At 72.0% G+C, this 25,814-nt stretch carries 18 protein-coding genes, 3 tRNA genes and 1 pseudogene; 8 read left to right on the top strand and 14 right to left on the bottom strand.

Annotated features, from left to right (window positions below):
* The first annotated feature begins 114 nt into the window (after positions 1–114).
* Positions 115–1,080, top strand: coding sequence for a YihY/virulence factor BrkB family protein (locus ACIRS4_RS31670; RefSeq protein WP_404202560.1), 966 nt, complete (start codon positions 115–117; stop codon positions 1,078–1,080).
* 54 nt (positions 1,081–1,134) lie between these two features.
* Here the strand turns inward: ACIRS4_RS31670 and ACIRS4_RS31665 are convergent, their stop codons facing one another.
* Positions 1,135–1,494, bottom strand: a complete 360-nt coding sequence (locus ACIRS4_RS31665; protein ID WP_404202558.1) for a hypothetical protein — start codon at positions 1,492–1,494, stop codon at positions 1,135–1,137.
* 282 nt (positions 1,495–1,776) lie between these two features.
* Positions 1,777–2,166: a VOC family protein gene (locus tag ACIRS4_RS31660; RefSeq protein ID WP_404202556.1), complete on the bottom strand. Its 390-nt coding sequence runs from the start codon at positions 2,164–2,166 to the stop codon at positions 1,777–1,779.
* Between the two features lie 130 nt (positions 2,167–2,296).
* Here ACIRS4_RS31660 and ACIRS4_RS31655 point away from each other — a divergent pair.
* Positions 2,297–3,175: pseudogene (locus ACIRS4_RS31655) on the top strand (LysR family transcriptional regulator).
* A gap of 198 nt (positions 3,176–3,373) precedes the next feature.
* On the opposite strand, the gene ACIRS4_RS31650 reads toward ACIRS4_RS31655, so the two are convergent.
* Entirely contained in the window at positions 3,374–3,658 is a 285-nt protein-coding gene (locus tag ACIRS4_RS31650; protein ID WP_404202554.1) for a hypothetical protein, read from the bottom strand.
* A 162-nt stretch (positions 3,659–3,820) separates the two neighbouring features.
* Between ACIRS4_RS31650 and ACIRS4_RS31645 the strand changes: the two genes are divergently transcribed.
* Positions 3,821–4,816, top strand: a complete 996-nt coding sequence (locus ACIRS4_RS31645; protein ID WP_404202552.1) for a hypothetical protein — start codon at positions 3,821–3,823, stop codon at positions 4,814–4,816.
* A gap of 100 nt (positions 4,817–4,916) precedes the next feature.
* On the opposite strand, the gene ACIRS4_RS31640 is transcribed toward ACIRS4_RS31645, so the two are convergent.
* From ACIRS4_RS31640 to ACIRS4_RS31620, 5 genes are all read right to left on the bottom strand, one after another.
* The gene (locus tag ACIRS4_RS31640; RefSeq protein WP_404202550.1) at positions 4,917–8,225 is read right to left on the bottom strand and encodes a FlgD immunoglobulin-like domain containing protein; all 3,309 of its coding nucleotides are present in this window, start codon (positions 8,223–8,225) and stop codon (positions 4,917–4,919) included.
* A gap of 1,116 nt (positions 8,226–9,341) precedes the next feature.
* The gene (locus ACIRS4_RS31635; RefSeq protein ID WP_404202548.1) at positions 9,342–10,145 is read right to left on the bottom strand and encodes a hypothetical protein; all 804 of its coding nucleotides are present in this window, start codon (positions 10,143–10,145) and stop codon (positions 9,342–9,344) included.
* Positions 10,146–10,310: 165 nt separating this feature from the next.
* Positions 10,311–10,387 (bottom strand) — tRNA-Ile (locus ACIRS4_RS31630).
* 211 nt (positions 10,388–10,598) lie between these two features.
* Positions 10,599–10,671: transfer RNA gene (locus tag ACIRS4_RS31625), tRNA-Asn, on the bottom strand.
* Between the two features lie 5 nt (positions 10,672–10,676).
* Positions 10,677–10,749, bottom strand: a tRNA-Asn gene (locus tag ACIRS4_RS31620).
* A 161-nt stretch (positions 10,750–10,910) separates the two neighbouring features.
* Here ACIRS4_RS31620 and ACIRS4_RS31615 point away from each other — a divergent pair.
* The 4 genes from ACIRS4_RS31615 (at position 10,911) to ACIRS4_RS31600 (ending at position 16,614) form a co-directional block, all read left to right on the top strand.
* Positions 10,911–11,216: a YtxH domain-containing protein gene (locus ACIRS4_RS31615; RefSeq protein WP_130436903.1), complete on the top strand. Its 306-nt coding sequence runs from the start codon at positions 10,911–10,913 to the stop codon at positions 11,214–11,216.
* An 88-nt stretch (positions 11,217–11,304) separates the two neighbouring features.
* Positions 11,305–12,756, top strand: coding sequence for an FGGY family carbohydrate kinase (locus ACIRS4_RS31610; protein ID WP_404202546.1), 1,452 nt, complete (start codon positions 11,305–11,307; stop codon positions 12,754–12,756).
* A 196-nt stretch (positions 12,757–12,952) separates the two neighbouring features.
* Positions 12,953–14,686: an ABC transporter ATP-binding protein gene (locus tag ACIRS4_RS31605; RefSeq protein ID WP_404202544.1), complete on the top strand. Its 1,734-nt coding sequence runs from the start codon at positions 12,953–12,955 to the stop codon at positions 14,684–14,686.
* On the top strand, positions 14,686–16,614 hold the full coding sequence (locus tag ACIRS4_RS31600) for an ABC transporter ATP-binding protein (RefSeq protein WP_404202542.1): 1,929 nt from the start codon (positions 14,686–14,688) through the stop codon (positions 16,612–16,614). The genes ACIRS4_RS31605 and ACIRS4_RS31600 overlap by 1 nt, the downstream gene beginning before the upstream one ends.
* A gap of 463 nt (positions 16,615–17,077) precedes the next feature.
* Here ACIRS4_RS31600 and ACIRS4_RS31595 read toward each other — a convergent pair whose 3' ends face one another.
* From ACIRS4_RS31595 to ACIRS4_RS31575, 5 genes are all read right to left on the bottom strand, one after another.
* Complete coding sequence (locus ACIRS4_RS31595) at positions 17,078–18,202, bottom strand: RNA polymerase sigma factor (protein ID WP_404202540.1); 1,125 nt, start codon at positions 18,200–18,202, stop codon at positions 17,078–17,080.
* Between the two features lie 281 nt (positions 18,203–18,483).
* A complete protein-coding gene (gene dnaG / locus ACIRS4_RS31590) occupies positions 18,484–20,385 on the bottom strand; it encodes a DNA primase (RefSeq protein ID WP_404202538.1) in 1,902 nt (633 codons plus the stop codon).
* Between the two features lie 56 nt (positions 20,386–20,441).
* Positions 20,442–21,707, bottom strand: coding sequence for an NAD(P)/FAD-dependent oxidoreductase (locus tag ACIRS4_RS31585; protein ID WP_404202536.1), 1,266 nt, complete (start codon positions 21,705–21,707; stop codon positions 20,442–20,444).
* A gap of 148 nt (positions 21,708–21,855) precedes the next feature.
* The gene (locus tag ACIRS4_RS31580) at positions 21,856–23,151 is read right to left on the bottom strand and encodes a deoxyguanosinetriphosphate triphosphohydrolase (protein WP_404202534.1); all 1,296 of its coding nucleotides are present in this window, start codon (positions 23,149–23,151) and stop codon (positions 21,856–21,858) included.
* A 57-nt stretch (positions 23,152–23,208) separates the two neighbouring features.
* Positions 23,209–24,042: a sirohydrochlorin chelatase gene (locus ACIRS4_RS31575; protein WP_404202532.1), complete on the bottom strand. Its 834-nt coding sequence runs from the start codon at positions 24,040–24,042 to the stop codon at positions 23,209–23,211.
* Positions 24,043–24,258: 216 nt separating this feature from the next.
* Here ACIRS4_RS31575 and ACIRS4_RS31570 point away from each other — a divergent pair, with 216 nt between their 5' ends.
* Entirely contained in the window at positions 24,259–24,936 is a 678-nt protein-coding gene (locus tag ACIRS4_RS31570; RefSeq protein ID WP_404202530.1) for a vancomycin high temperature exclusion protein, read from the top strand.
* 96 nt (positions 24,937–25,032) lie between these two features.
* On the opposite strand, the gene ACIRS4_RS31565 is transcribed toward ACIRS4_RS31570, so the two are convergent.
* Entirely contained in the window at positions 25,033–25,800 is a 768-nt protein-coding gene (locus tag ACIRS4_RS31565; RefSeq protein ID WP_404202528.1) for an enoyl-CoA hydratase-related protein, read from the bottom strand.
* Between the last annotated feature and the right edge of the window lie 14 nt (positions 25,801–25,814).

The following is a 25,814-nucleotide window of genomic DNA, read 5'->3' as shown; positions in this document are numbered from 1 at the left end:
CGAGTACATCCAGTACACGGGCGATGCTCCGCCTTGCGATCCACCGCGCCGGACGCCGCGAGCTTCCCGGCAAACCTTTCCGGTCACGGCACTAGGAACTGAACGGGGGGCGGTATGGGGACCGTTGTGCATGTCCCGCAGACGCGGGACATGATCGGGGAGGAACTCTCCGGCGACGAGGCGCTCACCGCCCTCCGGCGCTACGGCGGCCGCCGGCTGCTGTGGGACGCGTTCGCGCGGTTCCGTTACGCCGACGGCTTCAGCAGCTCCCGCTCGCTCGCGTTCCAAGTGGTCCTCGGCATGGTGCCGTTCACCATCGCGCTGGTCGGCGTGGCCACCGCCGCGCACACCGAGAGCGTGGGCCGGATCGTCGAACTCACCCTCCGCCGGATTGTCCCGGGCGCGAGTTCGGGGCTGGTCGAGGAGGCGCTCGGCGCCGCCGAGCACAGTGCCGGCTCGGGCGTGGGAAGCGCCGTCGCGATGTGGCTGGGACTGGGTTTCGCCCTGCTGAACCTGGCCTCGGCGATGGGGCAGGTGGAGCGGGGCGCCAACCGTATCTACGGCGTCGAACGCGACCGCCCTTTCCTCGCCAAGTACGGCCGCTCGCTGTTGCTTTCGCTGGCCGCGGGCATGCCGATGGTCGCCGGTTTCCTGGTCCTCGTCGCGGGGGACGCCGTCGGGAACGCGGTCGTCGAGGCCCTCGGGCTGTCGCGCACCCACCTGGACTGGTGGGGTCCGCTCAGGGTCCCGCTCGGTGTGCTGCTCGCCTGGGTCGGCTCTGCCGTGATCTTCCGCTGGGCCCCGCGCCGGGACCAACCCGGTTACACCTGGCTGGCGTTCGGCTCGGCGGTCCATCTGGTGCTGTGGGTCGCGGCCACCTGGCTGCTGGCGCTGTACGTCGCGGAGAGCGGGGCGTTCGGCGCGGTGTACGGGCCGCTGACGGCGTTCGTCGCGCTGCTGCTGTGGGCCAACCTGACGGGTGTGGCCCTGTTCCTCGGGATCGCGTTCGCCGCCCAACTGGAGGCGGCCCGCGCCGGGATCGCCGAGGCCGTGCGCCCCGACCCGGGCTCCGGCGACTGACGGGCGCACGGCGGTGCCCGCCGGCTTCACCGACCGGCACCGTCGCCGCCGCTCTCACCCCGCCGAGTCGCGTATCTCCGTGCGATGGTCGTAGTACGCCCACGCCGTCACCGCCACCACGGCGGTCAGCCCGGCCGCCACCGCCCGCAGGGCCCCGCTGGTCGTGTAGGCGACGAGGCCGGTGAGCACCCCGCCGCCGATCATGATCACGCGGCTGACGATCCGGTGCCGCGGCGACTGCGGCTCCTCGCGGTCCTTGAGGTCGTGCAGCGCGTCCCGCGCCGGATGCCGCGAGCCGCGCCGGGCGCGCGCCCGGTAGTCCAGGCCGTAACTGATCAGCGCGTAGAGCGCGATGGCGCCCAGCCCCCAGAGCAGGCTGCCGGTGTCGTCGCTCGATCCCCGTGCCAGATTCACGAGACCTCCTCATCCGCGACCCGTCTACCCGGGCCCGGCGCGCCCAGACCTCGCGTCACGCGCCCGCGCACCGCGCCCACCCCGGCCGCACACCCCGCTCAGCCGCCGGGGCCGCCGGGGCCCCCATGGTCGGCTTCCCCGGAGGTGGCGGGGCGAGGCGACGGCGCCGTCCGGGCGAGCGGGAGCCGCAGCCGAACCCTTCGCGGACGCTCGCCAGCCGGGAGCCGACCTCTTCCTGCCGGCTCTTGACGACACCTTCGGCAGGCATGCCGCAGGCGGCTCTCAGACCTCCGGCGGGTACCAGCGCAGTTCCACGGTGTTGCCGTCCGGGTCCCGCACGTAGAGGGAGATCGCGGTGCCACGGGCGCCGAAGCGCTTGCCGGGGCCGTCCACCACCGTGAAGACGCCGGAGTCGATGACCTGCTGCCAGTCGAGCGGCTCGACCACCAGGCAGATGTGATCGACGTTGGAGCCCTCCTCCTGTCCGGCCGGCGCCTGGACGAGGTCGATGATCGTCGTGGGGCTCACCCGCACGGACGGGAACGGGGCCTTGCCGTCCCGCCACTCCTCCACCCGCACGGGCTCCAGCCCGAGGGGACCGGTGTAGAAGGCGAGCGAGCGTTCGATGTCGGCGACGTTCAGGACGAGGTGGTCGAAGGCGATCACGCGCATGGGGTCTCTCCTAAGGGGGCCGGTCGCCGCCGGGCTCGGGCGGCGCCTTCTGTTCCGAGCATCGCCGGACCGGCATCCATGAGTCCAATGCATGTTTGTCATGCGATTCATCGCGTTCCACGATGGATCCATGGATCTGCAGCAGATGCGCTACGTCCTCGCGGTGGCGGAGACCGCGAACTTCACCCGCGCCGCCGAGCGATGCCACGTCGTCCAGTCGGCACTCAGCCATCAAGTGGCCCGTTTGGAGAAGGAGTTGGGCGCCAGGCTGTTCGAGCGGACCAGCCGCCGGGTGCGGCTGACCACCGCCGGTGAGGCGTTCCTGCCCGCCGCCCGCCAGGCCCTGGAAGCGGCCGAGCGGGCCCGGGCGGAGGTCGCGGCGGCCACCGGCGAGATACGCGGCAGGCTGACCGTCGGGTCGATCCCCACCGTGGCGGCCGTCGACCTGCCGGATGTGATCCGGAACTACCGCCGGCGCTACCCGCACGTCCGGTTCACCCTCCGGGCGGGCTCCAGCGAGCAGCTCGTCGAGCAGGTACGCTGAGGCACGATGGACGCGGCGTTCCTCGGCGTACAGCCCGGATTCGTCCCGCGGGGCGTCCACGACAGGGAACTCGGCCAGGGCCGGCACGTCGCGGTGGTCGCCCCGGGCCATCCGCTGGCCTCGCACGACGAGGTGGACCTGCACCTCCTCGCCGAGGAGGCGTTCGTGGACTTCGCCGACGGCAGCGCCGCCCGCGCCCAGTCGGACCAGGCGTTCGCTGCGGCGGGCCTGCGGCGCGAGGTCGCGTTCGAGGTGTCCGGCGTCGAGCTCATGCTCCGGATGGTCCGCCACGGACTGGGCATCGCCCTGCTGCCCGCGGCCTTCACCCCCGAACTGCACGGCCTGCGCTGCGTACCGATCACCGACGGCCCGGTGCGGGTGGAACGCCTCGTCTGGAGCCGATCCACCCCGCCCCCGGCGGCCGCCGCGTTCCTCTCCCTGCTGGGCGTGCGCGCGGGCGAGTAGAGACTCCGCGCGACTGAGGGCATGGAGCCGATCTACGCCGGTTCAGGGCTCACAAAACATGGACGGACCGCCCCGCCTCGGCCACGCCTTTCCGCAGCCACAGGGGCACGGGTTCCCGTTCGTGCAGGGAACGCCACCACAGGGCCTCCACCGGCGGCCCCGCTTCGAAGAGGGCGAAGAACGGTGAGTTGCACGGCATCACGCGGGGACGCGCGGCGAGTTCCGCGAAGTCATCGGCAGCGACGCCCCGGAGTCCGAGGAGACCACGTAGACCCAGCAGTCCTCGTACAGGTCGACGGCCGGGACGGTGTCCAGCAGCCCCTGCGGCAGCAGGGTGCCGTCGACGGCCCCCAGATGTCCCTGCGCATGTCGGACGATCTGCGAGGTCAGGTGCTGGAAGTTCAGCCGCACTCCCGGAGTCAGCCTCGACTGATCAGAGCCGAGGCGGGCGAACCGGTGGTCGGCAGTCCGGATAGCTGCCACCTACAACTGCTGTCACGGCGCCGTGACATGGAACAGACGACTCCCTGACGCTCAATTCGTACATTCGTCTCTGCAGCCAGCCCTTTCTCTTCGGTCCGACACGACCGAGACGTCAGCGGGGCCCGGCTTTCTCTGATCAGACCTGTAATCACAGGAGTCGTCATGCGTCTTGCGTTACGCACCGTCCTCGCCACCGCCGTCGTCGCCGGTGCGGTCCTGACCCCGTTCGCCGGCGCCCAGGCGGCCATAGCCGTCGGCGCGCCGAACACCTCTGCCGCCGTGGCACGGGGCGTCGCCTTCGGGAACCCGGAGGGCGAGCTGATCCTCACCGAGCGGCTCGCTGACGGGCTGACCGGCAAGGTCTACCGGAAAGCTCAAGGCGTGTTCACCGCCGTGATTCTCCGGGATGAGACCGTTCTCGGCACCCTCCACATCGACAAGGCGTCAGGCAAGGAGTACGTCGGCGGGCGGTTCGGCGCGACCGCTGTCGCACTGTGGGCCGACGGCAACATCTCGGGCGTGCTGGCCAAGGACGACGGTGACGACCTCGGCCCGCTGTTCAAGTCTTTCGACCTGACGGACGGATACGAAGGTTTCGTCTACAAGAACAGGGAGGCGTACACGGCGCTGATCCGCAGGGCCGGAGTGGACTACCGCAGGCTGTCCGTCGACAAGTCGAAGGGCAAGACGTCCGACAAGGGCGTCTACGGCGGAATGACGGTGTGGCTCTCCCAGGACGGCAGGCTCGTCTCGACCGGCGCCCCGGTCCCTCCGGGGAAGTGCACGGTGAGCCGCGATCAGTTCATCGGCGCCGGTACGGTGGCCACCCTCGTCATGAGCCCGGGCGGCCCGAAGGCCACCTTCTGGGACGCGGGCAGCAAGGAGCCGGTCCTCGGATACCTGGACCGTGCCCACCCCCAGCTCCCGACGAGCGCCGGGATCATCGCGCGGCTGGTGAACCCCTACACGTACACGCCTTCGCTCTACACAAAGGTGGAAGGCGGTGGAGCGAAGGGCACGACGACCGCCTTCCCGGCACTGCCCAAGGGCTGCAAGCTGGCCCCTGTGGCCGGCTCGACGAACGGCGGCGGCCGCACAAGCGGCACGCAAACGCACCAGCGTGTCCCCTACAAGAGCGGCACCACAGCGGGCCACTAGCCCTTTCGCCGAATGTGTGTCCCACCCGGCGGCTCGAGAAAAGGCGAAGGGTGGCGCACCGCCTCGCGACGGTGCGCCACCCTTGTGTGGGCCGCTGTGCTCAGTTCGTGTAGTAGCCGAAGGCGTCCACGATCACGTCGGTCGTACCGGCGTGGTTGTAGAGGAAGATCTTCCCGTCGACCACCGGCACCACCACCAGGTTCGGCACGGTCTGGCCCGGCAGCAGGTTGACGTTCGAGACCTTCGCAGTCCCTGCCCGTGTCGTCGCTGCCACGTAGGTCGGCGCCGTCGCGCCGGTCGCCGTCACGTTGAGGACCACCGCGGAGGCCCCGCTCGCCGGGACCCCGCCGCTTCCTGAGAGAGGCAGCGCCACGCTCTGCCCCGGGCGGAGTGTGTGCCCGCCCAGGCCGGTCCGGGTGTCCATCACCCGGGCCGGGGCCAGCGGCCTGAACCGTGCCCCCTGCGAGGCGTTGGTGGTGAAGTAGCCGGACACGTCGGCCAGCAGATCGACCGTCCCCGCGTGGTTGTACAGAGTCACCTTGCCGTCCCTGACGGGGACGATGACGGCGTTCGCCACGGTCTGGCCAGCCGTCAGGTTCAGGTTCGACGCGCTGGAGCGCTGCGTCCCATGGGGGTAGGCGGACACGAAGCTCGCCGATGTCGGGGTGGTCGCCGTGAGGTTCATGACCACCGCCGACACTCCGGCCGCCGGGACCCCTCCGCGGCCGGCGACCTGTACGGTCACCGTCTTCGCCGCGCCCACCTTGGCCTTGGGGGCGCCGAGACCGCTGCGCGTGTCCAGCACCCGCGCCGGCTCCACCGGCAGGAACCGGTCGCCCTCGCCGTTCAGCGAGTAGTACCCGGCCACGTCCGCGATCAGGTCGACCGTGCCGGCGAAGTTGTACAGCGTCACCTTGCCGTCCCTGACCGGGACCGTCACGAGGTTCGGCACGGTCTGCCCGGCGGCCACGTTCAGATTGGAGGAAGTCGGCCGCTGCGTGCCGTAGGGGTAGGCCGACACGTACGTGCCCGCCGAGGCGTTGGCCGCCGTCAGGTTCAGCACCACCGCAGACACTCCGGCCGGGGCGATCCCGGCGCGTCCGGCGACCTGCAGGGTCACGGTGCCGCCCGGGCCGACCCTGGCTCTCCGGGCGCCGAGACCGCTGCGCGTGTCCAGCACCCGCACCGGCGGGACCGGCTTGTAGGCGCCCAGACCGCCGTGGGTGAGGAACACCTGACCGCTCTGGCGCACTTCGCCGCCGACGCTGTCAGCGGGCACAGCGCTCATCTCCCAGCGGTAGCCGCCGTCGGCCACGGCCGCACCGTTGTCGTCCCTGCCGTCCCACCCGGCCTTCACCAGGCCGCGCGCCTCGCCTCCGCGGAGCCTGCGCACCACGGTCCCGGCCTTGTCCTTGACGGTCATCGTCCAGGACGCGGCGGGCTTGTTCAGCCACCACTTACCGGTCCAGGACGCGCCGGCGGCCTCATGGTCGAGGACCTCGGGGAGGGAGGCGTCGAGGACGGCCAAAGGCGAGGCGAGGATGCCGCTGGGGACGACGTGCAGCCGCTCCTGCGGGTCCGCGTAATAGACGTGGCCTCCGAAGCGGTCCACGGCGAACGCGCTCGTGTACCGGGAGAGGCTTCCCAGCACGCGCGTCGCACCGCTCCCGCGCAGCGGGGTGACGGAGAGGACGCCGTCCTGCGAGTGTGCGAGGTAGCCGTCGCCGAGCTGCGCCTGGCTGTGCTCAGGCACGGCGATGCCGGCACCGGTGGTCAGATCCACGATGCCCGCCCGTGCGTCGCCGTACCGGCACTTCCAGTAGAGGAATGAACTCCACACCTGCAGGTCCGACAGTTCGCAGGGGACCGTCAAGGATCGTGTGACCGCACCGGAGCGCACGTCGACGGCTTCGACCCCGCCCCCTGAGGTCTCCTGCCACAGCGTGCCGCCTACGAGCGCTGTCCGGTACCTGTTGCTGTGACGCTGCAGGACGACGCGCCCCGTGTCCAGGTCAGCCACCTGCGTCTCGTAGTCGTAGGTGTCGAAGGCCATGTAGCGCCCCGACGCGTGCCGCGCCTCAACGGAGTGACCGGGCAGCCCCTCGAGCGGGGTGCCCGGCAGGGTCCCGCCGGCCTCGACCATCAGGGACCGGTCCCGGTTGTCATGGAACAGGGTGCGGCCGTCGCCCGTCTGGTCCGGCCACGAGCACAGCGCCTCCGCGGCGGCGCACAGGCCCTCACCGTCCAGCTCTCGCCGCGCCCCAGCGGCGAGCTCACCGCTCACCGTGACTGTGCGCTCGCGCGCCAGTGGCGTGGTCCACGGCAGCGTCTCGCTCGTCACCAGGACGCCCTGGGCGGCCGACAGCCCCCAGTACCGGGTGGGGGCCAGGGGAATGTCGGCGACCTTGGTCACGAGGGGCGCTCCGCCGCTGTCTCCGGCCTGGACGGAGTGGACCGTTCGCTCGGTGTGGGTCCCGGAACGCACGGCGATCACGCGTCCGTCGGGACCGACCGGGGTGTCTCCGGTGATCCGGTCGAGGACGTCCTGCTCCGCCGGGTCGCCCGAGAGCGGTCGTGCGATGAGGCGGTCGCCACCCTCACCCGGGATTCGGGCCAGGACACGGTCACCGAGGAGGGCGACCGGCGTTCCGCCGGCCCAGTCGAGTTCGTGAAGCGGTGCGGAGAAGTCGCCCGTGACGTCCCAGACCTGGATGCGGCCCGGGACGGGGAAGCGGAACAGGTACTTGCCTCCCCTGACGTCCGCTCCGCCGGTGGCGGCCGGGCCGAGGTTCACCGGCCGCGCGGTGAAGGTACGGTCGATCCACACGGTCTTCGACACACCGTCGAGGGTGTAGGTGAGGAAGAATCCGTATTGGTGCCCACGACCCCCGAACGACGTCTGAAGCTTTGCCTTCTCGGGGAGTTCGAGCAAGCGGTCCGTCACGTTGCCGTGGTCGAGGGTCAGCAGGTGCCAGACCCAGGGCTTGCGCGTCTCGCGCGTGACGAGGGACTGTCCGATCATGGTCTTGGGCTGCTGTCCCGGGGGCGCAGTGATCGTCTGCGTTGTCTTCGTCGCCGGATCCCACAGCTGTGCGCCATGGGTCCCTGGGAAGGTGGCGATCACATCTGTGCCGGTTTCCATCGGTCCGAAGAAGGGAAACCGGGTCCGCGTTCCGTCTGCGAACGAGTACCAGTGGTGTTCTCCGTAGTTTCCGCCCTGGACGAATCCGGTCAGCCCCACGACGGGCAGCTCGCCCGCGTCGGGGTCCAGCGACAGCTCCGCCGGAATGACCAGCTCCGCCTGACTGCCGTCCGCCGCTGCCGTCCCCGCGCTCAGCGGAACTACAGAGACGAGTGCCGCGGCCGTCGCTAAGGCGGCCGCCGTGCGGCGCGCACGACGGCTCTTCATAATGCGCAAGAAAGGATCCTCCCCAAAGCTTGCGCGGGCTCCCCACCCGCCACAAGTGGCCCGAGGTTACCAGCACTTGATTCTCGCGGTCGGCGAGGCGGCAGGCCCGATACGCCGTGCGGCCGAGGCTGCTCCAGGAGCCCGTCCAGCCACCTCCCGAGGCGTTCCTGCCGGCCTGTCCCACGCAGGTCCGCACCGGTGGGTCGCCCGACCCACTGCGGGTGGTGCCCTCGAACTCGGGATGATCCAACTTCACCGACACAACGGCTGTCACGCCCTCGCCGCTCTGATCGGCGTCAAGCCCGGGGCTGGTTGCCGCAGCAGCATCCGCTCACAGCCCTCCGCGAGTCCTCGAGCTCGAAGGCGACGGTCTCTGTCGGGGCCGGCGCCCCCCGTCTCGGTGTTGAGGGGGCGACGAGGTCCCGGGCCCCGCCCGGGAACCGGGCCGGCCGGGACCCGCCCCCGCGCCCTTGGTGCCGCCGAACGCGGCAGGTGCCTGGTCCGACATGTCGAAGCGGACCGAGTCACTCACGCCACCTCCGAGTCCTGCGTCGTCGCCGGGCCCTGACGCCGCGGACCCGCCTGACTCCGCGCAGCCAAGTAGGACTGGGCGGTCGTCGGGGTGCCACCGGTGACCAGCAGGTGAAGCCGAGGGTCGCGCGGACCGGCGCGATCGTGAGGGCGGTTCGCCGTACCGCCGTGAGCATGGCTTCATGCACCAGGAGGGACGTCGCGCCGTGGTTCCGGGACAGCGGCCTCAGTTGCCGGCCCGTCGGTGCGATCCGCCGGCGCGCCTCACTCCGCGGAGCAGGAGGTGTCGCAGCTGATGGCGGAGGGCCGCTCCAGCGATCGCCCGCGCGCTCGTGGTCCCGGCCGTCCACCCCGGCGGCCAGTCACCTCGAACTTCATGCCATCAGTGCCCCGTCACTGGGTGACGAGGGCGATCGGATGGTTCGCGTCGCGGGGACACACGGCGATGGTCAGACGGCCGCGGCCCGGTGAGACCCCGGTGGGGGCGTTGGCCTCCATGACGTTCGCGTCCTGCTGGTCCTCGTACGGGATCCAACTCGTCGTGCTGGGATCCCACTCACGTTGGTCGGCCGTCAGGAGCGGAACCTATTCCGCGCCACAGACAGAACAGGGCAAAGGCCCCGGCCCAGTGAGAGCCCAGGCGATGTATCCCCCGACCTTCCAGCCGGGGGCCGTGGACAGGTCCGAGACGTACTGAGGCCCTTCGTCCTCCTCCGTCCCCTCCCATGCGTCGATGCGGTCCCACAAGGTGGGGTCGAGAGTCATGAAGTACGGGTGCTCGACGATCTTCTCGGGGTGCAGCACGCAGGGCGAAGGGACAAGTTCCGGGCGGCCGACGACCTCGAGGACCGGTTGCGCCATCAGTTGCCGGGTGACGTCCTTCGAGTGGCGCCGGCGCAGCTGTACATGAAGGTCGTGACGGGTGTCGCCGTGCCGTTCGAAGCCGCACCAGAACACCTGGAGCAGGTCTCCCTCTCCCGTGTCGGGCAGGCCGGGGACGTCACGCCTGTACAGCTGGGCCACGCCGAGCAGCGGGATGGGATCCGTGTCGGCGAGGTACGGGGCGTGCCGGCCGCGCTTGAACCCGGCGAGTGTCCCGGCCTCTTCGGCGTTCGGGCCGGACCGCGGATCACGCCGCCATGCCCGCTCCAGGATCTCTCGCTCGCGCACCACATCGGAGTACCGATGGCCGCTGCCCCGCTTGTGCGGAGCCGTGCAGACCGGCCACGCCTCATCGGCGGGCCACAGCATCGGACCACCGACGGAGCTGTCGTGCACCGTGGGGGTGCCCCGCCGGGGATTCAGCCGGGTGGCGGGCCGGCGCAGCGCAGCCAGTTCCGGGAAGGCCGCTTCGACGTCTACGGGGCGGGGCGGAGTGGTACGGGACATGAGCTCCGGGCCCCCGGGGGCGCAGACGAATGAGGCAGACGTGCGGTTCGGAGGGCAGGGCAGGTCGTCGAGCCTTCCGGTCAGCTCGAATCCCTCTACGTTCGGGCAGAGTTGACCGTCAGACACCCAAAAAAAGAACGCTTTCCGCAGGTCAAAGCGTTGCACTGGTGGGGCGGGTGGGACTCGAACCCACGGCCGGCGGATTATGAGTCCGCTGCTCTAACCGGCTGAGCTACCGCCCCATAGCGGCGTGTCGCGTACATGTGTGCGCGCCGTCTGCCGCAGCATAGCCGCTCATACGATCTCACGCTTCGGCTGGTCCGCCGTCGCACGCGGCCCCGGGGGCCGTGCCGCGACCTGCGGAGTTCCCGGCGGCGCCGAAGGCGGCGGAGCGGCGGGGCCGAGGTGGGACCGGCATGAAAAAGGACCCCTACGGGGTCCTCGATCACGATGCTCCCCCGACTGGACTCGAACCAGTAACCTGCCGGTTAACAGCCGGCTGCTCTGCCAATTGAGCTACGGAGGACCGAGCTCCCCCGACTGGACTCGAACCAGTAACCTGCCGGTTAACAGCCGGCTGCTCTGCCAATTGAGCTACGGAGGAATGCCTCGTCGCATCGAACGTGCCGACCTGGGTATTCGCCAGGGGGCGGGCGCTCGCTGCGACACATACATTAGCGCAAGCAGGGGGGTGCTCCGCCAATCGGTTCCCTTCCGGCGCCGATGCCGCACCTTGCAGACCTACACGAGGGAAGGGTGGCCGCCATGCGCTACCGGCTCACGTTCGTCGTCGGACTCGCCCTGGGCTACGTGCTGGGCACACGGGCCGGCCGCGAGCGCTACGAACAGCTCAAGAAGTCCGCCCGGCAGATCGCGCAGAACCCCGCCGTGCGCAACACCGCGGAGACGGCGGCGCAGCAGAGCCGCCAGTTCGCGGGCCGCGCCTACCACGTGGTGAGCGACAAGGTCGGCGATCGGATGCCCGATTCCGTCGCCGACCGGGTGCGCTCGCTGCGCGAGCGGTCCGTGCACAGCAACGGTTCCGACGACTGGGGCACCAGCAACACCTGACATCTGAGGAGACCCCGAGAGACCCGATTGACCCCGGGACCCCCCGAGCCGACACGGCCACCCCCCGCCGTGCGGCAGAATTTTCGCCATGGGGATAGTCGCCGGGTTGGACAGTTCACCCGATTTCACTCGCATCGTGGTCTGCGACGCGGACAACGGGGCCGTGCTTCGGCAGGGGTACGCGCCGCATCCGCTGGAGGGCGCCGAGGGTGGCGGCCGTCCCTCCGACGTCGATCCGCAGGCCTGGCTGCTCTCCCTCGGGGAGGCAGCGGGCGGCGGACTCCTCGAAGGTGTGCAGGCCATCGGTGTGTCCGCGCAGCAGAACGCGGTCGTGCCGCTGGACTCGCAGGGCAACACCGTGCGCCCCGCGATGGTCGGCGGCGACAAGCGGGCGCAGGTAGCGGCGGCCGATCTGATCGACGCGCTCGGCGGGCGCCAGGCCTGGGCGCAGGCCGTGGGTTCGGTGCCGCAGGCCGCGCATCCCGTCACCAAGCTGCGCTGGCTGGCGAAGAACGAGCCCGAGGCCGCCCTGCGCTCCTCCGTGCTGATGCAGGCCCACGACTGGCTGGTGTGGCAGCTGCTCGGCCGGCCCGTGCGCCGGACCACCGACCGGGGCGGCGCGTCCGGCACCGGCTACTGGTCGGCCGCCACCGGCGGCTACCGGCCCGACCTGGTCGAGCTGGCGCTCGGTCACCAGGCCATGCTGCCCGAGGTGATCGGACCCGCCGACGCGGCCGGCACCACCCCGGAGGGCCTGCTGATCTCCGTCGGCACCGGCGAGACCATGGCCGCCGCGTTCGGGCTCGGCATCGGCCTCGGCGACGCCGTCGTGTCGCTGGGCGCGTCCGGCTCGGTGATGGCCGTGCACCCCGAGGCCCTGGTCGACCCCAGCGGGATGATCACCTCGCTCGCCGACGCGACGGGCATGCACCTGCCCGTCGTCACGACCCTGAACGCCGTACGGACCCTGCGCGGGGCCGTCGAGCTGCTCGGCGTGCCGGACCTGGAGAGCCTGTCGGAACTGGCGATGAAGTCGACGCCGGGATCGCACGGACTGGTGCTGCTGCCCTATCTGGAGGGCGAGCGCACGCCGAACCTGCCGCACACGGCGGGCACGCTGACCGGGCTGCGGCGGGAGTCGATGAAGCCGGAGCACTTCGCGCGGGCGGCCTTCGAGGGCATGCTGTGCGGGCTCGCCGACGCGCTGGACGTGCTGCGCGGCCGGGGCGTGGAGGTGCGGCGGGTGTTCCTGCTGGGGGCGGCGGCCGAGCTGCCTGCCGTGCAGGCGGCGGCGCCCGCGCTGTTCGGGGCGCAGGTCGTCGTGCCGCAGCCGGCCGACTACGCGGCGATCGGGGCCGCCCGGCAGGCCGCCTGGGCGCTCGGCGTCTCCCAGGGCACCCTCGACCCCCGTAACCCGCCGCGCTGGAACGGCGCGGCGGCCCAGGTCCTGGAACCCGGTGACGACCTCGCCGTCGGCCAGGCCGTCCGCCAGCAGTACGTGTCGGTCCGCGAGCAGACCCACCCGGGGGCGTTCCGCTAGGTCCGCGGGTTCCGCCCGTTCCGCCCGTTCCACTGGTTCCAGTGGTTCCACTGGTTCCGCCGGCAGATGCGCCGCCGGAGGTGGCCCATAGCACGGCGTTCCCTCGTTAATCAGTTGAGGTAACGCCGGTGTGGTGTCCGACGATAGGGGCCACGGGCAACCAATGCCCCGCCTCGCCGACTCCGAGAGACGTAGCGTGCTCATACGACTTCTGCGGACCTATCTCAGGCCCTACAAGAAACCCATCGCCCTGCTGGTGGCGCTGCAGTTCCTGCAGACCTGCGCCACCCTCTACCTGCCCACCCTCAACGCCGACATCATCGACGACGGCGTCGTCAAGGGGGACACCGGAGCGATCCTGTCCTTCGGCGGGCTGATGATCGGCATCTCGCTCGTGCAGGTGCTGTGCAACATCGGCGCCGTGTACTACGGCGCGCGGACCGCCTCCGCGCTCGGCCGGGACCTGCGTGCCGGCGTCTTCGACCGGGTGCAGGCCTTCTCCGCCCGCGAGGTCGGCCAGTTCGGCGCGCCCTCGCTGATCACGCGGACGACGAACGACGTCCAGCAGATCCAGATGCTCGCCCTGATGACGTTCACACTGATGGTGTCGGCGCCGATCATGTGCGTGGGCGGCATCGTCATGGCGCTCGGCCTGGACGTGCCGCTGTCCGGGGTGCTGGTGGCCGTGGTGCCCACGCTGGGCATCTGCGTGACGCTGATCGTCCGGCGGCTGCGGCCGCTGTTCCGGTCCATGCAGGAGCGGCTGGACACGGTGAACCGGGTGCTGCGCGAGCAGATCACCGGCAACCGCGTCATCCGCGCCTTCGTCCGCGACGAGTACGAGGAGCAGCGCTTCCGGAAGGCCAACGACGACCTCACCGACATCTCGCTGCGCACCGGCAACCTGCTCGCGCTGATGTTCCCGGTGGTCATGACCACCGTCAACCTGTCGTCGATCGCGGTGGTGTGGTTCGGCGCGCACCGCATCGACAGCGGCGGGATGCAGATCGGCGATCTGACGGCGTTCCTCGCCTACCTCATGCAGATCGTCATGTCCGTGATGATGGCCACCTTCATGTTCATGATGGTGCCGCGCGCGGAGGTGTGCGCCGAGCGCATCCAGGAGGTCCTGGGCACCGAGTCGAGCGTCGTGCCGCCGTCGTCGCCGGTGCGCGAGCTGCGCCGGCACGGCCATCTGGAGCTGCGCGCGGCCGGCTTCCGCTACCCGGGCGCCGAGGAGCCGGTGCTCAAGGCGGTCGACCTGGTGGCCCGGCCGGGCGAGGTGACCGCCGTGATCGGCTCGACCGGCAGCGGCAAGTCGACGCTGCTCGGGCTGGTCCCGCGGCTGTTCGACGCCACCGACGGCGAGGTCCTGGTCGACGGGGTGCCCGTCGCCGACATCGACCCGGAGCTTCTCGCGCGGACCGTGGGGCTCGTGCCGCAGCGGCCGTACCTGTTCGCGGGCACCGTCGCCGGGAACCTGCGCTACGGCAACCCCGACGCCACCGACGAGGAGCTGTGGCACGCGCTGGAGGTGGCACAGGCCGCGGGGTTCGTGCGGGGGCTCGACAACGGGCTGGACGCGCCCATCGCGCAGGGCGGCACCAATGTCTCCGGCGGCCAGCGGCAGCGGCTCGCGATCGCGCGCACGCTCGTGCAGCGGCCGGAGATCTACCTCTTCGACGACTCCTTCTCCGCCCTCGACTACGCCACGGACGCGGCGCTGCGGGCGGCGCTCGGCCGGGAGACCGCCGAGGCAACCGTGGTGATCGTCGCCCAGCGGGTGGCGACCATCCGGGACGCCGACCGGATCGTCGTCCTGGACGAGGGCCGGGTCGTCGGGGCGGGCACCCACACCGAGCTGATGGCGGACAACGAGACCTATCGGGAGATCGTGCTCTCCCAGCTGACGGAAGCGGAGGCTGCCTGATGGCCGGGCCCATGGGTCGCATGATGGCGGGGGGCGGTCCGGAGAACCGCTCGCTGGACTTCAAGGTGTCCGGCAGGCGGCTCCTCGGCCGGTTCAAGGCCGAACGGCTCACCCTTTACGCGATGCTGTCCTGCGTCGTGCTGAGCGTGGGCCTGAACGTGGTCGGGCCGAAGATCCTCGGCCAGGCCACCGACCTGGTGTTCGCCGGCATCGTCGGGCGGCAGATGCCCGCGGGGGCCGACAAGGAGCAGGTCCTGGACTCGATGCGGCAGCGCGGCGACGGCGCGGTCGCCGACATGCTCCGCAGCACCGACTTCATCCCCGGCCAGGGCATCGACTTCGACGCGGTCGGCCGGGTCCTGCTGTTCGCGATCGGGGTGTTCCTCGTCGCCGGCCTGCTGATGGCGGTGGCGACGCGGCTGGTCAACGCGGCCGTCAACCGCACGATGTTCCGGATGCGCGAGGACGTGCAGACGAAGCTGTCGCGGCTGCCGCTGTCGTACTTCGACCAGCGGCAGCGCGGTGAGGTGCTGTCCCGGGCGACGAACGACATCGACAACATCGGGCAGACCCTCCAGCAGTCGATGGGTCAGCTCATCAACTCGCTGCTCACCATCATCGGCGTGCTGGCGATGATGTTCTGGGTGTCGTGGATCCTCGCGCTGGTCGCGCTGGTCACCGTGCCGCTGTCGGCGGTCGTCGCGGCGAAGGTCGGCAAGCGGTCGCAGCCGCACTTCGTGCAGCAGTGGCGCTCCACCGGCAAGCTGAACGCCCACATCGAGGAGATGTACACCGGGCACACCCTGGTGAAGGTGTTCGGCCGGCAGGAGGAGTCGGCGCGGCAGTTCGCCGAGCAGAACGACGCGTTGTACGAGGCCGGGTTCCGGGCGCAGTTCAACAGCGGGGTCATGCAGCCGCTGATGTTCTTCGTGTCGAACATCAACTATGTGCTGGTGGCGGTGGTGGGCGGTCTGCGCGTGGCGTCGGGCGCCCTGTCCATCGGCGATGTGCAGGCCTTCATCCAGTACTCGCGCCAGTTCTCGATGCCGCTGACGCAGGTCGCCTCGATGGCGAACCTCGTGCAGTCGGGCGTCGCCTCCGCCGAGCGGGTCTTCGAGCTGCTGGACGCCGAGGAGCAGTCGCCGGACCCGGTGGCGGGCGTGCGGCCCGCGGAGCTGCGGGGACGGGTGGCGCTGGAGGGCGTGTCCTTCCGGTACGACCCCGAGAAGCCGCTGATCGAGGATCTGTCGCTGGTCGTCGATCCCGGGCACACGGTCGCGATCGTCGGCCCGACGGGCGCGGGCAAGACCACGCTGGTGAACCTGCTCATGCGGTTCTACGACGTCTCGGGCGGGCGCATCACCCTGGACGGCGTCGACATCGCCGCGATGTCGCGGGACGAGCTGCGCGCCGGGATCGGCATGGTGCTGCAGGACACCTGGCTGTTCGGCGGGAGCATCGCGGAGAACATCGCCTACGGGGCGTCCCGGGAGGTCACCCGGGGCGAGATCGAGGAGGCGGCGCGGGCGGCCCACGCGGACCGGTTCGTGCGGACGCTGCCCGACGGGTACGACACCGTCATCGACGACGAGGGGAGCGGCGTCAGCGCGGGCGAGAAGCAGCTGATCACCATCGCTCGGGCGTTCCTGTCGGACCCGGTGATCCTGGTGCTCGACGAGGCGACGTCCTCGGTCGACACCCGTACGGAGGTGCTGATCCAGAAGGCGATGGCGAAGCTGGCGCACGGGCGGACGTCGTTCGTGATCGCGCACCGGCTGTCCACGATCCGGGACGCGGACACGATCCTCGTGATGGAGAACGGCTCGATCGTGGAACAGGGTTCGCACACCGAGCTGCTCGCCTCCGGCGGGGCGTACGCGCGACTGTACGAGGCTCAGTTCGCGCAGGCGGTGGCCGAGGTGGACTGACCGCGGGTGTCCGCTCCCGCCCTTGGGATGCCCCCGGCGTCCACCCCCTGGGGCTGCCGCCCCCAGACCCCCGCCCTGTGCCCACCCACCACGCGACTCGGTCGGGAAAGGGGTGGGCGAACCGGGCTCAGTTCCGGGTGCCTCGTGAGGAGGGGTGGGCCGGCCCGGCGGTCGGGAGGGGTGGGTGGGGTCGGCTCGGTTGGGGCTGGGCGGCCAGGATCGACCCCGGTCGCCTGGCTGGAGGGGGCGGGGTTTTCAGCCCGTCCGGGGCCCCTCTGGGGAAGTTCGAGGACGAGGCCCGTTCAGGGCCGACAGCGGGGGGCTGGGCGCGGCAGCCCCCAGACGGTCGACAGCGGAGGCTGAGGGGCGGCAGCCCCCAGACGGTCGACAGCCGGGGGGACTGAGGGGCGGCAGCCCCCAGACGGTCGACAGCGGGGACTGAGGGGCGGCAGCCCCCGGGAGGTCAGTCCAGGTAGCCCCGGAGTTGGTCCGCGTAGGCGTGGTCCCGGAGTTTGCCGAGGGTCTTGGACTCGATCTGGCGTATCCGCTCCCGGGTGACGCCGAAGATCCGGCCGATCTCCTCCAGGGTGCGCGGACGGCCGTCGGCGAGGCCGTAGCGGAGTTGGACCACCTTGCGCTCACGCTCGCCGAGTGTGGACAGCACCGCCTCCAGGTGTTGCCGCAGCAGCAGGAACGCCGCCGACTCCACGGGGCTCGCCGCGTCCCCGTCCTCGATGAGGTCGCCGAGGGCCACGTCGTCCTCCTCGCCCACCGGCGCGTGCAGCGACACCGGCTCCTGCGCCAGCCGCAGCACCTCGCCGACCCGCTCCGGCGCGAGGTCGAGGTGGGCGGCGACCTCGTCGGCGGTCGGCTCGTACCCCCGCTCCTGCAGCATGCGCCGCTGCACCCGCACGACCCGGTTGATCAGCTCCACGACATGCACGGGCACCCGTATCGTGCGGGCCTGGTCCGCGAGGGCCCGGGACATGGCCTGCCGGATCCACCAGGTGGCGTACGTGGAGAACTTGTAGCCGCGCGCGTAGTCGAACTTCTCGACCGCCCGGATCAGGCCCAGGTTGCCCTCCTGGACGAGGTCGAGCATGGTCAGGCCACGGCCGACGTACCGTTTCGCCACCGACACCACGAGCCGCAGGTTCGCCTCGATCAGGCGGCGCTTGGCCATCCGGCCCATGACGACGAGCCGGTCGAGGTCGAGCGCGAGGTCGCTGTCCAGGTCGGGGGTGCCGGCCAGCTTCTCCTCGGCGAACAGGCCGGCTTCGACGCGGCGGGCGAGCTCGACCTCCTCTGCGGCGGTGAGGAGCGGGATCCGGCCGATCTCGCGCAGGTACTGGCGGAACAGGTCGGAGGACGGGCCGGCGCCGTCGGCGACGCGGGGAACGGGCGCCTCGGCGGGTTCGGGGGCGGCCCCGGCGTCCTCGGCCGGCCCGCCGTCCTCCGGGGCCTCGGGGGCCTCCGGAGCGGCCGGGGTGGCCAGGGCGGCCAGGGCGTCCGTCTCGGGTTCCGGTTCCGTGCCGTCGGTACACGCGTCGGTGCGCGTCTCGGTGGGGGTGAGGGTCTGGGTCTGCACGGGGGCGACCTCCAGGATTTTCGCTGCCGGAATGCGCGACAGCGCTGCTTCGGGGGCGGAGTCGGCGGCCTCGCCGCTGTCCGTCCCGTACGCGGTGGGGGAACCGCGGGGTGTGGGACCCGTGGGGGGACGGACCGGCCGCGCTCCGAGGACTCAGGCACCGCAACCAGTGTGGGGTACGACACATCGCCGCCACGAGGGGCGTGCGATGACTTTTTGCGTTCGTCCCGTGACCCCGTGGTGACCGTGCCGGCACAGCGGCCCGGCGCGCCCCGCCAGGATCAGAGCGCCGCGGCCCCGTGCTCGCGCAGCGACTGGTCGTACTGCTGAAGGACCCACAGTTCGTTCTGCACGGCGGCCAGTTGGGCCGGATCGCCGCCGGCGGCCAGCCGGGCCAGCTGGGACTGGACGTCGCGCACGCGCCGCTCCACGGCACGGCGGCGGACGGTGACCAACTGGGCGCCGGCGTAGACCTCGTCCACCGTCTTGCGCATGATCGCCTCGACCGCGAGCTCGGTGACCATCGCGCGGACGGCGTCGTCGGGGGCGGCCTCGCGGACGCGGACCAGGTAGTCCTGCGGGTCCTGGGTGCCGTACTCGGCGCCGCCCGCGTCCAGGACGGCCTGGCGTACGGCGGCGTAGGGGGCGGCGGTGAACTCGTCCACGCCGTAGGCGTCGAAGGCCGGGGAGACCAAATCGGGGCGCTGGAGGGCGAGTTTGAGCAGTTCGCGTTCGGTGGCGTAGACGGGGTTGCGCAGGGTGAGGGCGGGGCCGGTCACGGCGGGGCGGGGGGCGGCCTCGTACCGCTGGGGGCCGCGGCCGGCCGGCGCGGGGCCCTTGCCGCCGCGCTCGCGGGCCCAACGGGCCAGCTGGGCGACGCGTTTGACCACGAACTGGGTGTCCAGGATGCCGAGCATGCCGGCGAGCTGGACGGCGACCTCGTGCTGGGCCCCGCTGTTCTTGATGCGGGCGACGATGGGCGCGGCCTCGTCGAGGGCGGCGGCCCGCCCCGCGGGGGTGTCGAGGTCGTAGCGGACGACGATCTGGCGCAGCGCGAACTCGAAGAGCGGGGTGCGGGGTTCGACCAGGTCGGCCACGGCGTCGTCGCCCTTGGTCAGGCGCAGGTCGCAGGGGTCCATGCCGTCGGGGGCGATGGCGATGTAGGTCTCGGCTGCGAACTTCTGGTCGTCCTCGAAGGCCCGCAGGGCGGCCTTCTGGCCGGCGGCGTCGCCGTCGAAGGTGAAGATGACGCGGGCGGAGCCGTTGTCCATGAGCAGCCGGCGCAGGATCTTGATGTGCTCGCCGCCGAAGGCGGTGCCGCAGGTCGCGATGGCCGTGGTCACCCCGGCGAGGTGGCAGGCCATGACGTCGGTGTAGCCCTCGACGACGACGGCGCGGGAGGACTTGGCGATCTCCTTCTTCGCGAGGTCGATGCCGTAGAGGACCTGGGACTTCTTGTAGATCGCCGTGTCGGGCGTGTTGAGGTACTTGGGCCCGTTGTCCGCCTCGTAGAGCTTGCGGGCGCCGAACCCGACGACGTCGCCGCCGATGTCGCGGATGGGCCACATCAGCCGGCCCCGGAAGCGGTCGATGGGCCCGCGGCGGCCCTCCTGGGCGAGGCCGGAGAGGATCAGCTCCTTGTCGCTGAAGCCCTTGCCGCGCAGGAAGCGGGTGAGGTGGTCCCAGCCCTGGGGGCTGTAGCCGACGCCGAAGTGGACGGCGGCGGCCTGGTCGAAGCCGCGCTCGGCGAGGAAGACCCGGCCGGTGTCGGCCTCGGGGCTGAGGGCGAGCTGCTCCGCGTACCAGTCGGCGGCGATCTTGTGGGCCTCGACCAGGCGGATGCGTTCGCCGCGCTGGTGGGAGGGGTTGTAGCCGCCCTCCTCGTAGCGCAGGGTGACGCCGGCCTGGGCGGCGAGGCGCTCGACGGCCTCGGAGAAGGTGAGGTGGTCGACCTTCATCACGAACGTGATGGTGTCGCCGCCTTCCTGGCAGCCGAAGCAGTGGAAGAGCCCCTTGCTGGGGCTGACCTGGAAGGACGGCGACTTCTCGTCGTGGAACGGGCACAGCCCCTTGAGGTTTCCGCCGCCCGCGTTGCGCAGCTGGAGGTACTCGGACACGACGGCGTCGATCGGGACCGCGTCCCGTACCGCCTTCACATCCTCATCATTGATCCGCCCAGCCACGCGTGAATTCTACGGGGCCGGGCCGGTCCTTCATCCGGCGCGCGCCTCGCCGGCGGTCAGGGCGCGAGGCCCTCCAGCGGGACGTGCGGGTCGGCCAGCCTGTCCGCGTCCACGCGGACCCCCGCGCGGATCAGCTTCTGGATCGCCTCTGTGACGTCCCACACGTTCACGTTCATCCCGGCCAGCACCCGCCCCTCGCGGAGCCAGAACGCGATGAACTCCCGCTTGCCCGCGTCGCCCCGGATGACCACCTCGTCGTACGTCCCCGGCGGCGCCCAGCCGCTGTACTCCATGCCCAGGTCGTACTGGTCGGTGAAGAAGTAGGGCACGCGGTCGTAGGCGACGTCCTTGCCGAGCATCGCGCGGGCCGCGACCGGGCCGCCGTTGAGGGCGTTGGCCCAGTGCTCCACGCGCAGCGTCGTGTCGAAGAGGCCGAGCGGGAAGGACGCGACGTCGCCGGCGGCATAGATGTGGGGGTCGGAGGTGCGCAGGCTCGCGTCCACGGCGACGCCGCCCCCGTGGGTCCGGTCGGCGAGCCGCAGGCCGGCCGCCTCGGCGAGCCCGGTGCGGGGGGCGGCTCCGATCGCGGCGAGCACGTCGTGCGCGGGGTGCTCCTCGCCGTCGTCGGTGCGGGCCGCGAGCACCATGCCGTCCTGGCCGACGATCTCGGTCAGCCGGACGCCGAAGCGGAAGCGGACCCCGTGGTCGCGGTGCAGCTCGGCGAAGACGTTGCCGAGCTCGGGGCCGAGGACGCCGTGCAGCGGGGTCGGCTCCGGCTCCACGACGGTGACCTCGGCGCCGTACTCGCGGGCCGCCGCCGCGATCTCCAGGCCGATCCAGCCCGCGCCGGCGATCACGATATGGCCGTTGTCGCGGCCGAGGGCGGCCAGGACGCCCTTGAGGCGTTCGGCGTGGGCGAGGCGGCGCAGATGGTGGACGCCGGCGAGGTCGGTGCCGGGGATGTCCAGGCGGCGCGGTTCGGCGCCGGTGGCCAGGAGCAGCTTGTCGTAGTGGACGAGGGTGCCGTCGTCGCCGAAGCGGACCGTCCTGGCGGTGCGGTCGACGGCGTCGACGGTCTGGCCGAGGTGGAGCTCGACGTCGTTCTGCGCGTACCAGGCGGGCTCGTGCACGAAGACGCTCTCGCGGGAGTCCTTGCCGAGGAGGTAGCCCTTGGACAGCGGTGGCCGCTCGTAGGGGTGGTCCCGTTCGTCGCAGATCAGTATCACGCGGCCGGTGAAGCCCTCCGTCCGGAGCGTCTCGGCCGCCTTGGCGCCGGCCAGGCCTCCTCCGACGATGACGAATGTCTGATCCGCGTCGACCACGTGATGCCTCCTACGGGGGTCCGGGGGGTGGCCCTCCAGTGAACACTGCTCGTTCCGCCACACGAGCGTCCCGCACGGAGCGTGAGGGGGGAAGAGGGAGTGGCCCGATCAGGCCACGTCGAGTCACTTATGAGTCACATCCGCGTTTTCAGGCGCGTGTCGTGAGCCGCGCGTGCAAGGAGCGGGCCGAGGCGTCGGTGAGGGAGGCGACCTGGTCGACGATCACCCGCTTGCGGGCGCGGTCGTCGGGCGCCTGCTCGAACAGGGCGCGGAACTGGGGGTCGAGGTCCTCGGGGGCGCGGGCGGTGAGGGCCTGGGCGAGCTCGGTGATGACGACGCGCTGGTCGGCGCGGAGCAGTTCCTGTTCGGCGCGCTGCATCACGTACCGGTCGGCGACGGCCTTGAGGACCGCGCACTCCAGCCGTGTCTCGTGCGGTACGACGAGTTCGGCGCCGTAGCGGGTGAGGCGCCCGAGGCCGTACCGCGCGCGGGTGGCGCTCTCGGCGGCGAGGCAGAAGCGGCCGATGAGCTGGCTGGTGGCGTCCTTCAGCCGGGCCTGGGCGACCGCGGTGCCGTCGTAGCCGTGCGGCCACCACTCCTGGGCCTGGAGGCGGTCGAGGGCGGCGGCGAGTTCGGCCGGGTCGGTGCCGGCGGGGACGTAGCGGCCCACCGCGACGCTGAAGACCTCCTGGCGTTCCGGTTCGGCGTGCAGGCTGGCGGGGTCGACGTGGCCGGCGTGCAGGCCGTCCTCGACGTCGTGCACGGAGTAGGCGACGTCGTCGGACCAGTCCATGACCTGGGCCTCGAAGCAGGTGCGGGTGCCGGGGGCGTGCTCGCGGACCCAGTCGAACACGGGCCGGTCGTCCTCGTACACGCCGAACTTCGGGGAGGCGGGGTCGGTGGGGTGCGCGCCGCGCGGCCAGGGGTACTTGGTGGCGGCGTCCAGGGTGGCGCGGGTGAGGTTGAGGCCGACGGAGCCCTCGGCGGTGAAGCGTTTGGGCTCGATGCGGGTGAGGAGCCGCAGGGACTGGGCGTTGCCCTCGAAGCCGCCGCAGTCGTGGGCGTAGTCGTTCAGGGCCTGTTCGCCGTTGTGGCCGAACGGGGGGTGGCCGAGGTCGTGGGAGAGGCAGGCCGCTTCGACGAGGTCGGGGTCGCAGCCGAGGGCGGCTCCGAGCTCACGGCCGACCTGGGCGCACTCCAGGGAGTGGGTGAGCCGGGTGCGCGGTGTGGCGTCCCAGGCGGGACTGCCGGCGGCACCGGGCGTGACGACCTGCGTCTTGCCGGCGAGCCTGCGCAGCGCGGAGGAGTGCAGGATGCGGGCGCGGTCGCGCTGGAAGGCCGTACGGCCCGGGCGTTTGTCGGGCTCGGCCGCCCTGGGGGCCCGTGCGGGGGGGGGGTGGGGGGGGGGGGGGGGGGGGGGCGTGGTGCCTGCGGTGCCTTCCATGCCCTCAGCAGGGGGGGGGGGGGGGGGTGGGGGGGGGGGGGGGGCGCGCCCCCCGCCTCAGGCGGAGGCCAGGTGGGCGGTGGTGCGGGCCGGGGTCGCCGCCGCCTGGTCGTAGCGGTGCAGGACGAGGCGGGCCATCGCCTCGTGGGGGCCGAGGGGGGCCGCGGCCGGGCCGGGTGCGGCCGCCGCGGACTCGGTGGCGAAGCGGCCGGGGGCTGTGAAGTAGGAGGCGACGGCGACGTGGTGGCGGCCTCGCGCGGTCAGGGCCTTGATCGCCAGGGGGACGGTGGGGGCCGACGTGGTGGCGTAGGCGGGGACGACGGGGACGCCGAGGCGGGCGGAGAGCAGCCGGGCGGTGCGGCCGGTGTCGACGGCCGCGTCGGGGTCGCGGGAGCCGGCCGCGGCGAGGACCACGGCGCTCGTGCGGCGCTCGGCGTCGGTCCTCGGGGCGCGCCAGCCGGCCTCGGTGAGACGGGCGTGGAGGGCGTCCACGAGGAGGGGGTGCGGGCCGAGCGGCGCGGCCACGCGCGTGCGTACGCGAGCGGCCGCGGCCGTCTCGGGGATGTCGCGCCTGACGTGGTAGCCGCGGCTGAGCAGCAGGGGGACGAGGACGGCGTCGGCGGTGTCCGTCGCGTCGAGCCGGGCGAGCGTGTCGGTCAGCAGGGGCTCGTTGAGTTCGATGTGCCCGAGGTGGACGGGCAGCTCCGGGCGCAGGGCGCGGACGCGGTCGAGCAGCGCGTGGACGGTGCTCAGGGCACGCGGGTCACGGCTGCCGTGGGCGACGGCGACGAGCGCGGGCGGGCCGGGCCGGCGGCGGCCGTCCGTCCCCGGCCGGGGCGCCGGCCGCACGAGGGTGAGCCGGGCGGCGGGCTGGGAGCTGATCCGGTTCATGGACCGATCCTCGCGGTGCGGGGTTGCGTCCCCGTTGCGTGGCCGTCACGAGTATTTTCCGGCGCTTCACGGCGGGGGTGCGGGCGGTGTGAGGAGGCGCGGGGGCGGAGGGCCGAGTGAACCGGAGCGGGGCGGAGCGCGTCCTCCCAGGTGAGGGGCAGATCGCCGGGCGCCGGATCCGGGATCGAGGACGGGGACGACAGACGGGGGACGAGGATGGGGATCCGTCGGCCGCGACTGCCGCGCACGCGTGCGGGACGGCGGCGGCTGGTGCAGGGCGTGATGGCCGTGTGCGTGCTCGGACTGCTGCCGTCGACCTGGCTGTACGTGTCGACGGCGGACCGGCTGCGCACCACGGCCGACGCGCCGCGCACCGACGTCGCGGTCGTGTTCGGCGCGGGCCTGTGGCGCGGCGGGCCGTCGCCGTACCTCGCGCGCCGGCTGGACGCGGCGGCCGAGCTGTACCGGGACGGGCGGGTGAAGGTCGTCCTGGTCACCGGCGACAACAGCCGGGAGGACTACGACGAGCCCGACGCGATGCGGACCTATCTGACGCGGCACGGCGTCCCGGGCGCCCGGATCGTCAGCGACTACGCCGGCTTCGACACCTGGGACTCCTGTGTGCGCGCCAAGAAGATCTTCGGCGTGGACCGGGCCGTCCTCATCAGCCAGGGCTTCCACATCCGGCGGGCGGTCGCGCTGTGCCGGGAGGCGGGCGTGGAGTCGTACGGCATCGGTGTGAGCGACGAGCACGACGCCACCTGGTACTACGGCGGCACCCGGGAGATCTTCGCGGCGGGCAAGGCGGCGCTGGACGCCCTGTTCGAACCGGACCCCCGGTTCCTCGGCCCGCGGGAACCGGGAGTGGCACAAGCCCTGGCTTCGGCGGGCTAGCCGGGCGGGCGGGGTCGGGGCGGGACGGCAGCGGCGGCGGTGCCTCTCCCGCTGCCGTCCCGCGCCGAACCGCGCCGACGCCGCGTCCGCCGTCCGTCACCTCCCCCGGAAGGTCGGCTCCCGCTTCTCCAGGAACGCGGTCATGCCCTCCTTCTGGTCTTCCGTCGCGAACAGGGCGTGGAAGGAACGGCGTTCGAACCGGATGCCGTCGCGCAGGCCGCTCTCCAGCGCCCGGTCGACGCACTCGCGGGCGGCGCGCACCGCCGCGCGGCCGTACGAGGCGATGGTCCCGGCCGCTTCGAGCGCCTCCGGCAGCACCCGGTCGTCCGGCACGACCCGGGAGACGAGCCCGCAGTCCCCCGCCTCGCGGGCGCTCATGGTGCGGCCGGTGAGGATCAGGTCCATCGCCTTGGCGCGGCCGACGAGCCGGGTCAGGCGCTGGGTGCCGCCGATGCCCGGGATGACCCCGAGCTTGATCTCCGGCTGGCCGAACACCGCGGACTCGCCCGCGATCACCAGGTCGCACATCATCGCCAGTTCGCAGCCGCCGCCCAGTGCCACGCCGTTCACGGCGGCGATCTTCGGCACGCGCAGGTCGGCGAACTCCTCCCAGGCGGCGAAGTAGTCCTCCGCCGCCATCTCCACGGCCGTCTTGCGGGCCATCTCCCTGATGTCGGCGCCGGCCGCGAAGGCCTGCTCGGAGCCGGTGACGACGAGGCATCCGACGCCGGGGTCCCGGTCCGACGGGCGCAGCGCGTCGAGGAGTTCGGTGAGCAGATCGCCGCTGAGCGCGTTGCGGACGTGCGGGCGGTGCAGTCGGACGACCGCGACCGCGCCGTGGCGTTCGAACTTGAGGTGGTTCATGTCGCCCTCCTGTG

This window comes from Streptomyces sp. NPDC101166 (genome assembly GCF_044768125.1).
Taxonomy (GTDB): Bacteria; Actinomycetota; Actinomycetes; order Streptomycetales; family Streptomycetaceae; genus Streptomyces.
The sequence above is the reverse complement of the archived record's forward strand: the minus strand, read 5'-3'. Positions and strand labels throughout refer to the sequence as shown.